General features: G+C 31.6%; 15 protein-coding genes and 1 pseudogene. 6 read left to right on the forward strand and 10 right to left on the reverse strand.

Features of this window, described 5'->3' with window-relative positions; genetic code table 11:
• The first annotated feature begins 3 nt into the window (after positions 1–3).
• Genes KEC48_RS06200 through KEC48_RS06210 form a run of 3 tightly spaced genes read left to right on the forward strand, consistent with a single transcriptional unit; the run spans position 4 to position 2,699 of the window.
• Positions 4–981 carry an ABC transporter substrate-binding protein gene (locus tag KEC48_RS06200; RefSeq protein ID WP_241146625.1) on the forward strand — a complete coding sequence of 326 codons (978 nt, stop codon included), beginning with the start codon at positions 4–6 and terminating at the stop codon, positions 979–981.
• Positions 982–985: 4 nt separating this feature from the next.
• Positions 986–1,912 (forward strand): ABC transporter permease, encoded by a 927-nt coding sequence (locus tag KEC48_RS06205; protein ID WP_211964923.1) that lies wholly within the window; start codon positions 986–988, stop codon positions 1,910–1,912.
• A complete protein-coding gene (locus tag KEC48_RS06210) occupies positions 1,905–2,699 on the forward strand; it encodes an ATP-binding cassette domain-containing protein (protein WP_211964925.1) in 795 nt (264 codons plus the stop codon). Before KEC48_RS06205 ends, KEC48_RS06210 begins: the two co-directional genes overlap by 8 nt.
• Here the strand turns inward: KEC48_RS06210 and KEC48_RS06215 are convergent.
• Complete coding sequence (locus tag KEC48_RS06215) at positions 2,696–3,340, reverse strand: DUF421 domain-containing protein (RefSeq protein ID WP_211964927.1); 645 nt, start codon at positions 3,338–3,340, stop codon at positions 2,696–2,698. The two genes, KEC48_RS06210 and KEC48_RS06215, sit on opposite strands and share 4 nt — an antisense overlap.
• Before the next feature lie 41 nt (positions 3,341–3,381).
• On the opposite strand from KEC48_RS06215, the gene KEC48_RS06220 reads away from it, so the two are divergent.
• Positions 3,382–3,735 carry a hypothetical protein gene (locus KEC48_RS06220; protein WP_211964929.1) on the forward strand — a complete coding sequence of 118 codons (354 nt, stop codon included), beginning with the start codon at positions 3,382–3,384 and terminating at the stop codon, positions 3,733–3,735.
• 25 nt (positions 3,736–3,760) lie between these two features.
• On the opposite strand, the gene KEC48_RS06225 is transcribed toward KEC48_RS06220, so the two are convergent.
• Positions 3,761–4,057, reverse strand: coding sequence for a hypothetical protein (locus tag KEC48_RS06225; RefSeq protein ID WP_205090139.1), 297 nt, complete (start codon positions 4,055–4,057; stop codon positions 3,761–3,763).
• A 145-nt stretch (positions 4,058–4,202) separates the two neighbouring features.
• Here KEC48_RS06225 and KEC48_RS06230 point away from each other — a divergent pair, with 145 nt between their 5' ends.
• Positions 4,203–4,514, forward strand: coding sequence for a PTS sugar transporter subunit IIB (locus tag KEC48_RS06230; RefSeq protein WP_211964931.1), 312 nt, complete (start codon positions 4,203–4,205; stop codon positions 4,512–4,514).
• A gap of 53 nt (positions 4,515–4,567) precedes the next feature.
• Here the strand turns inward: KEC48_RS06230 and KEC48_RS06235 are convergent, their stop codons facing one another.
• Together KEC48_RS06235 and KEC48_RS06240 are read right to left on the reverse strand one after the other, a co-directional pair.
• Positions 4,568–4,741: a hypothetical protein gene (locus tag KEC48_RS06235; protein ID WP_211964932.1), complete on the reverse strand. Its 174-nt coding sequence runs from the start codon at positions 4,739–4,741 to the stop codon at positions 4,568–4,570.
• 25 nt (positions 4,742–4,766) lie between these two features.
• Positions 4,767–5,171 carry a DUF1801 domain-containing protein gene (locus KEC48_RS06240; protein ID WP_211964933.1) on the reverse strand — a complete coding sequence of 135 codons (405 nt, stop codon included), beginning with the start codon at positions 5,169–5,171 and terminating at the stop codon, positions 4,767–4,769.
• Positions 5,172–5,410: 239 nt separating this feature from the next.
• Between KEC48_RS06240 and KEC48_RS06245 the strand changes: the two are divergent.
• Positions 5,411–6,774: pseudogene (locus KEC48_RS06245) on the forward strand (IS1182 family transposase); the annotation flags it as partial.
• Between the two features lie 173 nt (positions 6,775–6,947).
• Here the strand turns inward: KEC48_RS06245 and greA are convergent.
• From greA to mltG, 6 genes are all read right to left on the reverse strand, one after another.
• Positions 6,948–7,433 (reverse strand): transcription elongation factor GreA, encoded by a 486-nt coding sequence (greA, locus tag KEC48_RS06250; protein WP_087357711.1) that lies wholly within the window; start codon positions 7,431–7,433, stop codon positions 6,948–6,950.
• A gap of 73 nt (positions 7,434–7,506) precedes the next feature.
• The gene (udk, locus tag KEC48_RS06255; RefSeq protein ID WP_211964934.1) at positions 7,507–8,136 is read right to left on the reverse strand and encodes a uridine kinase; all 630 of its coding nucleotides are present in this window, start codon (positions 8,134–8,136) and stop codon (positions 7,507–7,509) included.
• Positions 8,133–9,380 carry a U32 family peptidase gene (locus KEC48_RS06260; RefSeq protein WP_205089750.1) on the reverse strand — a complete coding sequence of 416 codons (1,248 nt, stop codon included), beginning with the start codon at positions 9,378–9,380 and terminating at the stop codon, positions 8,133–8,135. Before KEC48_RS06260 ends, udk begins: the two co-directional genes overlap by 4 nt.
• The gene (locus tag KEC48_RS06265; RefSeq protein WP_087357722.1) at positions 9,355–10,287 is read right to left on the reverse strand and encodes a U32 family peptidase; all 933 of its coding nucleotides are present in this window, start codon (positions 10,285–10,287) and stop codon (positions 9,355–9,357) included. The genes KEC48_RS06260 and KEC48_RS06265 overlap by 26 nt, the downstream gene beginning before the upstream one ends.
• On the reverse strand, positions 10,284–10,880 hold the full coding sequence (locus KEC48_RS06270; protein ID WP_211964935.1) for an O-methyltransferase: 597 nt from the start codon (positions 10,878–10,880) through the stop codon (positions 10,284–10,286). The genes KEC48_RS06265 and KEC48_RS06270 overlap by 4 nt, the downstream gene beginning before the upstream one ends.
• Before the next feature lie 4 nt (positions 10,881–10,884).
• Complete coding sequence (mltG, locus tag KEC48_RS06275; RefSeq protein ID WP_211964936.1) at positions 10,885–11,925, reverse strand: endolytic transglycosylase MltG; 1,041 nt, start codon at positions 11,923–11,925, stop codon at positions 10,885–10,887.
• Between the last annotated feature and the right edge of the window lie 54 nt (positions 11,926–11,979).

Genomic DNA, 11,979 nt, shown 5'->3' on the forward strand with positions numbered 1-11,979 from the left:
GATATGATGAAAAAACTATCTGTATTATTATTAGCTATGGGGATGCTGTTATCAGGTTGTGCCAGTGATAGTAGTGAACCTAAGGATTTATCGGAAGTTAAAATTGGTGCTATTCAGTTTGCGCAACACCCAGCATTAGATAAGGCTTATGAGGGATTTAAGGATACTTTAATAGAAGCTGGTGTTAAGGAAGAAAACATTGATTTTCAAAATGCCAGTGGTGATCCATCCAATTGTCAAACGATTGCTGAAAAATTTGTCAATGATGGTGATGATTTAATTTATGCTATTGCAACTGATGCTTTACAGGCTGCGGCAAATAAAACAACAGATATTCCTATTGTTGGTGCAGCTGTTACTGATTTTGAAACAGCAGGAGTTGTCAAATCTAATGAAAAACCAGAAACCAATGTGACTGGTGCCAGTGATTTAAATCCTGTTAAAGAACAAATGGAACTATTAAAGACTTTAGTGCCTGATGCCAAAAAAATTGCAGTATTCTATTGTAGTGATGAAGCCAATTCTATTTATCAAGGTGAAATTGCCTTAGAAGCCGCTAAAGATTTAGGTTTAGAAGCTAAAGTTGTAACAGTATCAAATGATTCAAGTGCTATTCAACAAGTAGCTCAATCCATGATTGGTCAATATGATGCTGTTTATATTCCAACTGATAACCTTTTAGCTTCTAACATGGCAACAGTAGCACAAGTCACTAATGAAAATCAGTTACCAGTTATCGTTGGGGAAGAAAGTATGTGTGAAAATGGTGGTCTAGCAACTTTAAGCTTAGATTATTATACTGTTGGACAAAATGCTGGTAAACAGGCTCTAGCAATTTTAAATGGTGAATCAAAAGTTCAAGAAACACCTGTTACTTTTGTCGATGCTAAAGACTGTCAATATTTTGTGAATCAAAAAGTCGCTACACAGTTAGGTATTGAAGTTCCTGCTGATCTTCAAGCAACAATGATTGGAGGATAGATTGATGTCTATCCTATTATCTTTACAGGGAGCCATTGGTCAAGGAATCCTTTGGGGCATCATGGCTCTTGGTATCTATTTAACATTTAGAATTCTAGATATTGCTGATTTATCAGTAGATGGCAGTTTTGCGACTGGTGGTGCTGTATGTGCTGTTGCTTTGATTGCAGGTATCCACCCTATTATCGCAATATTATTAGCGACTTTATCTGGTTTTTTAGCCGGAATTATAACAGGTTTTTTGCATACAAAATGCAAAATGCCAGCCATTTTAGCTGGTATCTTAACTCAATTAGCTTTATATTCTATTAATCTTAGAATTATGGGAAAGAGTAATATTCCTTTATTACAGTCATCAACCCTTTTTAAAGATTTTGCCAAACTTATTCCCCTCACTTCACAATGGATTACAATCTGTATTGGGATTTTCTTTAGTTTAATTGTAGTGATTGGGATTTACTGGTTTTTAGGAACAGAATTTGGTTCATGTTTAAGAGCAACTGGTAATAATGAAAATATGGTCAGAGCCAATGGTGTGAATACTGATACTATGAAATTATTTGGTTTAATGCTCAGCAATGGACTCGTTGCTATGAGTGGTGCTTTGGTCACACAACAACAAAGTGTAGCAGATGTAAAAATGGGAACGGGAGCCATTGTAATTGGACTGGCTTCGATTGTGATTGGTGAAGTTATTTTTGGTAAAAAGGCTGGATTTAAATTACGTTTAACTTCTATTATTATTGGTTCTATTATTTATCGTATGATTGTTGCGATTGTTTTACAAATGGGATTAAATACTGATGATTTAAAACTGTTGACAGCTTTTATTGTTGCTGTAGCTTTAACTGTTCCTGTCATTGTCAATAAAAGAAAACGTCTTTCAATGTATAAAAAATTAACTGGAAAGGAACTGCAAAATCATGCTTAAATTAGAAAAAGTTTCTAAATCATTTCATATAGGAACTCCTAATGAAAAATGTGTTATCAAATCCTTAAATTTAGAATTAAAAGAAGGAGATTTTGTAACAGTCATTGGTGGTAATGGGGCTGGAAAAAGTACATTGTTAAATTTGATTGCAGGGGTTTATCCCATTGACTGTGGTATCATCACATTAAATGGTCAAGATATTTCCTTAGCTCCAGAATATCAACGTGCTCAATTCATAGGTCGTGTTTTTCAAGATCCTATGATGGGAACGGCTGCGGATATGCAAATTATCGAAAACTTAGCTATGGCTGCTCGTCGTGGACAAAAACGTAGTTTACATTGGGGAGTTACAAAAAAAGAAAAAGAACAATATTATGAAGCTGTCAAAACATTAGGGTTAGGTTTAGAAGATCGTTTAACAACAAAAGTTGGATTACTCTCTGGAGGACAGCGTCAGGCATTAACCCTCCTCATGGCAACTCTCCATAAACCTCAATTATTGTTATTGGATGAACATACAGCTGCATTAGACCCTGCCACAAGTACCAAAGTTTTGACCTTAACGAATGAAATTGTCACAAGACAACATTTAACTGCTATGATGGTCACACACAATATGAAAGATGCTATTGACATTGGAAATCGTTTAATTATGATGTATGATGGTCATATCATTTATGATGTGGAAGGTGAAGCAAAAAAGCAATTAACAGTCAACGATTTGCTTAAAAAATTTGAAGAAGCCATTGGAGAAGAATTTGTCAATGATAGAATGTTATTAGGCTAGTGATCTAGCCTTTTTTTAATGATAAATAAGCGTTCTTTTTCTACAATGCAATAAAAAACATCGTGATAATCCTGTATCCCTGCCTGTTTCAGTTGTTTCATCAGCCATGCTTCATCATGATTCATCAGTTTCAATATTTCATAATCAATGACCCCATCACTAATAATGGCCGCAGGGACTTTCACTTCACTTTTCTTTGTTTCAATAACCGATAATTGTCCATCAGTTTCTAAAACAGCAAATTCAACCTCTGATATAGAACCTATCCCCTGTTCTCTTAAATGATGACAAAGATCATCAACACTATATTTTAAAGATGCCATTTTCTTTTGATTCACTTTTCCTTGAAAAATAATGAAAGTAGGATGTCCTTCTACAATCTTTTTAAAAAAAGGATTTTTTAATGAGATGACAGTGAATAACTTATCCATGATAACAATCACAAAAACAGCTAATGCAGCCTGTAAAAAATTAACATCTTTATTTCCAATAGACATTGTCATTAATTCACTAATAATCAAAAAAACAATCAAATCTGAAACACTTAATTTACTCATCTCTTTCTTTCCTAAAAATCTAATCATGAAAACAAGTAAAAGATATGTTCCAAAACTTTCAATAAAGATTTCCATATATCTCATAAAAGTCAACTCCTTTGCATAAAGTATATCAGGAGGAAACTATGAAACAAACACTACGTACCTATATTTATACATGCTTAATCTTTCTGATTCCCTTTATACTTATCTCATTTATTCTTTCCATTATTTCTTATTTCATGCAAATGAATACCCTTTTCATACAAATCATTATACAAATATTCTCATATTTTATTTTAATCATTTCTGCATTATATCTCACTTCCCATTTACCACATCAACGTATGAAACATTGTATCATCTTTGCTGTCTTTTATTTTTTGATGAGTTTATGCTTTCATCTTAATCATATTCAATATATACATCTTATTTTTAAACCACTTATTTTTATATTCATTGGTTTTTTTAAAGAACTCAAAAGTCGTATGATTGCATAAAAAAAGACTTCAATAAGAAGTCTTTTTAAAATAGCAACATACATGAGAAAAATATTGCAACAACAATTAAAATAACATAAGGAATACGTACTAAACATGCCAGAGCAGTGTTCTTCTTTAAATCATTGACCATTGAATCTTCTAAAACACCAACAAATAATGTTGCTGCTGCTATATTAAAGAAATTCAAAGGACCAAGATAAAGCTCCAATGTACTCATAGGAAGAATAAAAGCATAAATTGTATTAACAGCTACAACAATAATTAAAAAGAGTATCCATAAACTCAATACAGCACGATTAAATTGACGACTTTCTTGCATATGATCACCACCTACTTTTTCCTTTTCTTATTATATACTATTTTCAAAAAAATAACAAATTTCTCTTTAAGCAACAAAAAACAATTAGATTTTTTTCTTTATTTCATCTATAATAAATATATCAAGTAAAGTGAGGGGTTTATTGATGATACATATGGTTTTATGCTGTGCAGCTGCTATGTCTACAAGTTTATTAGTTGAAAAAATCAAGAGAGAAGCGAATCAACAAGGGATATCTATTGATATAAGGGCTTTAGGAGTTCATGATATATGTCATCAGGCCACTGATGCCCATATTATTTTATTAGCTCCACAAGTAAAATATATGAGAAAGCAGATTCAGAAGTCTTTACCTAATATTCCTATCATGGATATATCTATGCGTGATTATGGAACAATGAATGGTAAAAATGTCTTTTTGAATGCTTTGCAAATATTAGATAGTCAAAAGCTATAAATAAATTTTTGATTTATTTATAGCTTTTTCATTTACAAATCCATTTCTATTTTTTAAAGCAAACTTCCCTTTAGTCCTTTTTTAAATACCAGTACAGCTCTTTGTGTCCCTAAAAAAGACATAGTGACAAGACAATAACTTTTCTTTTCCATTTCTTTTATTTTTTCATCTATTTTTTCTGTCACATTTTCTACAGTAATATCTTCAATTAACTCTGTTTTATACATAACAATGAATCACCTCCATTAACAATCAATCTGATGTTTGTAAACAGTATCTTGCAATAGTTTCTATCAGTTGATCAGGTAAGGTTTGGTTATAAGGAAAATAGATAGCATTTTTCTTTGTCTGCCACTTTGTTAAATGCGAAGCAAACTTTTCAATCACTTTTTCACCTACATAAAGACTGATGTGCTTTTGACAAGCTGCAAACGAAATAGACTGACCATCTTTTTCATAATAGGGCATACTCCATAAAATACGTTCTTTTAAACAAGGAACACTTTTTAATAAAATGTTTCTCATTTTTCTTAAATGCCTTTGAGTTTCTAGTGGCTGTAGTTCAATATATTCATCCACTGTTTTTGGTGCCTGACCACAATAATGACTTTGATTGATTTTTTTGAATTCACGACCACATCGAGGACATATCCACATTTGTTATAACCTCCTATTGAAAAAGATGATGTTTTCACATCATCTCAGGCTGTTGACAAAGTAAAAAGTCAACAGCTTTTAGTTTTCAAATAAAAAAATATATGGTATTATATCTATTGTCGTGGATGACTTCGTTCCAAATATGCAAATTTTGAGGCTCCACGACTTTTTATTTTACCACTATATCATGAAAATATGGTATAATGTAAATGCATATTTGGAGGTAAAATATTATGGCAATGACATGTTTAAACAATCGAAAAAATGACAGCTTGATTTTGAGTACTATAGATGAATTAGTACCATTGGATCACAAGGTAAGAGAGCTTGAAGAAGCTATTGACTGGAATTTCATATATCCTCTCGTTAGACCTTTATATAGTTCTTTTGGCAGACCAAGTATTGATCCGGTGGTACTTTTTAAAATGCTTTTTATCAACTTTGCATTTGGTATTCATTCCATGAGAAGAACATGTGAAGAAACAAAGGTGAACCTTGCCTACAGATGGTTTTTAGGGTTGTCCATTGATGATGAGGTTCCAAACTACTCAACATGGTCACAGAACTACATCAGAAGATATGGAGATTCTGAAGTTTTCGATGAGATTTTCAAAAAAATTATTGAAGAAGCCATCGCATATGATTTTGTGGATCTTGATACGGTATTTGGAGATGGAACACATCGAAAGGCCAATGCCAATAATAGAAAACATGAAAATAAGGTTGTAGAAATAGTAAAGAAATACTATGACGATGAACTTTTGGAGGAAATCAACAAGGATAGAAAAGCCCATGAGAAAAAGCCAATAAAGGAAACAAAGGATATAGAACTTGCATATGACGAAGAAACAGGTGAACTCATTGAAGGAAAAGGAACAAAATCAATAAAGGTAAGCAAGACAGATCCGGAAAGCGGATGCTTTCATAAGGGAGAAAAACAGAAATGCTTTGCATATACAAATCTAACATTCTGTGATAGACACGGATTTGTACTGCATAATACAGTGGCACCAGGCAATCAGCACGATAGTGTTGTTTTTCATGATGCATATAGAAAGCTGTTGAACACCTATGGAGATTTAATACATAACATCAGTTTAGATGCAGGATTCATGACACCAGCAATATGTCGAGAAATCATAGAAGATGGAATCAGAGCATATATGCCATATAAAAGACCCATGACAAAAAAGGATACTTCAAGAAATATGAATATGTCTATGATGAAAAGTTGGATATTTATATATGCCCCAATAACAAGGATTTGAAATATACTACAACAAACAGATCAGGATACAGGGAATACAAATCAAATCCAAAGGACTGTGAAGGATGTCCATTTTTAGAGAAATGTACACAGAGCAAAAATCATCAGAAGGTCATCACAAGACATGTATGGGAGGAATATAGAGAAATAGCAGATGAGAACAGATATACACCAGAATGGAAAGATATCTATCCACTAAGAAAAGAGACGATAGAAAGAGTCTATGCAGATTGCAAAGAAAAGCATGGACTAAGATTCACAAGATTAAAAGGACTAAAGAAAAATCAACAGGAATCGTTGATTATTTTTGGCTGCCATAATTTAGGCAAATTAGCGAGAATGAAGAAAAGGAAAGGACTCATAAATATTCCTTCACCCAATAAAAAAGAAGGAAATATAAGGAAAACAATACAAATTTATCAATTTTCATAAAAAAATAAAAGAAGTGGTAGATTTAATAAAAAATTCTACCACTTTGTCAACAGTCTGAGATGATGTTTTCACATCATCTATGCAAGATATTCAATCTTTAAAATCTTAACTTCATATGGTTCAGCAACACCGACTGAAACAATTTCATTAACACCATGATCAAGAATAGCTTTCGCTAATGGAGATTCATTTGAAATTTTACCATTCAATGGATCTGTTTCAAATGTTCCAACGATTGTAAAAGTTTCTTCTTGAGCATTGGCTTCTGATAAATCTAAAATTGTGACAGTTGCTCCTGGTTTTGCAACTGTGCTATCTAATTGTGATTCATCAATAATTTGCACATGTAAAAGCATTTGATCAATTTCTTTGATTCTTGCTTCAATATGTGCCTGTTTATCTCTAGCTGCATCATAATCCGCATTTTCTGATAAGTCACCTTGAGAACGTGCTAATTGCAATTCTTCAATAACTTTTGGTCTTTCGACATTAATTAACTGTTCTTTTTCTTGTTTTAGTTTTTCAACCCCACTTTGGGTTAATAAAACTGCATCATGATCCATAATTTATCCACCTCGCAGACTATACTATAACATAAATATGTTGAAAATACTAGCATTCTCTCTTAAATTTTCTCTATTCATCAATGATACTTTTGATTTTTGTTGTTAATAAATCAACAGCCACATGATTACTTCCACCCTCAGGAATAATGATATGTGCATATTTTTTAGAAGGTTCAATAAACTGTTCATGCATAGGTCTAACTGTTGTCAGATATTGTTCACAAACAGATTGCAGACTTCTTCCCCTTTCTTCGATATCTCTTTTTAAACGTCTGATAAAACGGATATCACTATCCGTATCAACATAGACAAGAATATCACATAACTCTCTTATTGAAGGTTCAGCCAAAACAAAAATACCTTCTAAAATAATCACATCTCTTTTTTCAATGACTTCAGTTATAGAACTACGTGTATGTAAAGTATAATCATATGTTGGTTTTTCTATACGTTCTTTTTTCTTTAATTTCTTTAAATGTTCTACCAGTAAATCTGTATCAAATGCAAAAGGATGATCATAATTTGTTTTAGCACGTTCTTCAAAACTTAAATGACTTTGATCTTTATAATAATCATCTTGTTTTAAGATTTTCACTTTATGATGTCCTTTAAAATAATCATATAACTGTTTTGCGATTGAGGTTTTCCCTGAGGCACTTCCCCCAGCTATACCAATAATGACAGCTTGATTTTTCATCATTTTCTCACCTTTCTTCCCATATCATTTGCTAATACACGATGAGGTATTTCAACATAGAGTATTTCCATTGGATGATTTGCTTTTGTGACTTCTTCCATATCTTCATTATAAAGTTTTTCAACTGTAAAGAAAAGATTATCATGATGTGGAGAGAAAATTTCAATCTGATCACCCATTTCAAAATAATTTCTTTGTTCTATTTTAGCTAAATGATTTTGATGATTGTAATCGACAATACGCATCACAAATTCTTGTGTAGGATGTTCATCACGCATATTAAATAATTGCTCATCAACACCTGGATGATCAAAATAAAATCCATGACATAAAGCTCGGTTGGCTGCTTTTTGTAATTCTTTTTCATAAAAATCATCTTGTTGAAAATGATCAGGATCTTCACAATAGGCATCAATCAATTTACGATAAGTAGACACAATTGTCGCAATATAATGAACCGATTTCATACGTCCTTCAATTTTAAAAGAATCAACTCCTAATTCAATCAGTTCACCAATATGATGAACAAGACTCATATCTTTACTTGACATACTAAAAGGCATATCATCTTCTTTATTGACAAGAACACCATCCTGATATAAATCATAATACCAGCGACAAGATTGTGAACAACCACCACGATTGGCATCACGACGACTTAAATAGTTAGAAAGCATACATCTACCAGAATAATGAATACACATTGCTCCATGAATAAAATATTCTATATCTACATCCACTTTATCCATAATTGCTTTTAAATCTTCATAAGTCACTTCTCGTCCTAAAACAACACGATCCATTCCCATCTTTTGATAAAATGCAATGGCTTGACTATTCAAAGTAGAAAGTTGTGTAGACACATGAACTTCAAGATTTAAATGCATGTCTTTAGCTATTTTCATAATATAAGGATCAGCAACAATAATGGCTGTGACACCTATATCATCTAATTGTTTTAAATAGTTTTTCAGTCCTTCTAGATTATCCTGATGTAAAATAATATTGCATGTGACATGAATATGAGCTCCATATTTTTTCGCAAATTCAACACCTTCACGGATATCTTCTAAAGTAAAATTAGAAGCCTGTGAACGTAATGAAAACTCTTTTCCACCTACAAAAACAGCATCGGCGCCATACATAATCGCTACTTTTAACTTTTCAAGATTACCAGCCGGAGCTAATAATTCTGGCTTTTTTATAATTTTTCTTTTCCCATCAATGATTTGACTGATTTTTCTCATGATCCATCTTCCTTACATCTTCTAATTTATAAACTGTCTGATCAAATAGAAAACCACGATCTAATGGTGTTTTTAATTGATACAGCAAACGCATATATGCTTTCACATCACGATCATATGTATGATTTTCAAAACTCTTTAAAGCATCACTATAAAGTGAAGCCACTTCTACAGCTTCTTCTTCGCTCATCATTAATGTTTCAATATATAAATAATCAAAATGATGAATCTGATTCAATAAATCTAACATATATAAACGTGTGAAAGAAAAAATATGTGTACCCTTTTGATCTTCATAAATATGAAAAGCATAATCAGAATTTCTTGCTTGAATCGTTAAACGTGTTTGACTTTCTTTATCAAATTCAAGTCCTGAAGCTTTTTGATAATTACTTAATAATGCTCTTTTACTGGCAGCAATATATTCTACCCCATGAACCTGCAACATTAAAGGCATATTAACTTGTTGCTGGATTAATAATTGTTCTTCTAATGGAATAACACGTGCGATTTGCGCACTGGTTACACCCTGTTCTTTTAAAACATTTAATGTCATCGCATTGGTATTTAGTGTTTCCGGAGCATACATCATATCAAATGAATATTGCTTATCTTTCACAATTTGTAACACACCAAAATCTTCAAAAATAATACCATAAATAGAAAGTTTTGATAATTCATCTATATAATTTTTTAATGTTTCTATATCATGTTCATCATATAAAGCATTAAGCGCAACATAAAAATGACATTGAGGATATTGTTGACAAATTGTCTTGATATCTTCTAATGAATAATAATAAGGAGCATAAAAAGAATATTCACACCCTAATATAAATGTATCAATACCCATAGATACATAATCATATAGTCTTTCTTTACGATTTAATGATAATATTAACTTCATTCTTGATCCTTTCTTTGAATAACACATATGCCATCTCCAACAGCATAGTATTCAACATCATAATTCTCATGTTGAAAAATCCAATCTTTAAATCTTTTGATTTTTTTAACAAGTTGTCTTGTATTTCTATTTTTAATATGATCAATATCAAAAACCATCCCATGAAAGTCCAAATTATCCACAACAATAATACCATCCTCTTTGACAAATGGAACATATTTTTCAAAAAACTTTTGATATTGAGCCTTAGCCGCATCAATAAACAAACAATCATAAGGAGCATGTTGTAATAATTGTGTATCAAAAGTCAAAGCATCATGATGATGAATCGTAATCCTTTGTTCAAGATGATGCTCACGAATATGACAAACAGCTTCTAAATAACGATCGTTATCCAATTCAATAGTTTCTACTTTTAAATCATCTACATGCGTGACCATCATCATAGCTGAATAGCCAATGGCTGAACCAATTTCTAAACATGATGATGCTCCTTTTTTATTTAACTGTTCAATCAAAAAGAAGATGCCTTCTTTTTGCATAACAGGAATATGACGTCTTAAAGCATCCTGTTCTAATTCTTCTAATGACAACATATTAATACCATTTATTCTCCTTTACGACTTGTTTATGTTCTTTATATGTACGACTATAAATCACAGTTCCATCTTCTTTTGCAAAGAAATAGAGATAATCATGATGTTTATAATGAATGCATGACTCTAAAGTCACCTTAGAAATAGTGCTGATTGGTCCAACAGGTAATCCTGTATACTTATATGTATTATAACGTGAATCAATTTGTGTATGAGCCACACTGACATCAACACCTGTTCTTTGCCATGCATAATTAACAGTAATGTCACTTTGTAATAACATATCTTGATTTAAACGATTCATAAAAACACCAGCAATTATAGGACGATCTTCATCATATAACGATTCTCTTTCAACAATAGAAGCAAATGTTAAAAACTGATGAGGAGTCCATCCTAATTTTTCAATATCTTTACGATAAACGGATAATTGTTCATCCATCATATCTAATGCTAATTTTGTCATGCTTTTTAAATCCGGCTCTTTTTCAGTAATATAGTAAGTTTCTGGATATAAATATCCTTCTAATGGATAAAGAATCTCTGAATTTAAAATACTATCATCTATAAACCAGTATTCATCTATTAATGATTTTAAATATGCTTGATCTTCCCATTGTTTAATCACTTCATCATCAGAAATATTTAAAATCTGTGCAAATTCTTTGGCAACCTCCGGAATTGTTGTTCCTTCTTTAATTGTCAATTTAGATAAAACAATATGATCAATATCAGGGTTTTCTATCAATGCAAAAATATCAGATAATGACATATTTTTATTCAATATATATGTATTTGCCTGTAAATGATCATAACGATTCAATTTCAAGAAAATTTGCCCACATAATTTATTTTTAACAAGTCCAGCTTCATCCAATGCATCAAGAATTGAAGAAGATGTTGAACCCTGTTCAACTGTCACAATCACATCTTCATCTTTTGATGACACTGAAGAAATACCAACATTATAAAAAATAATAACACCTATAATGAAAACAATGACAACACCTGCAATGATTCCTATTAATTTCTTATTCTTCATAAATCATCCTCCATCATTTATTTATTATAGGTTATTTTGCAGGAATTATCAACT

This window comes from Clostridium sp. C1 (assembly GCF_018223625.1).
Taxonomy (GTDB): Bacteria; Bacillota_I; Bacilli_A; order Erysipelotrichales; family Coprobacillaceae; genus Allocoprobacillus.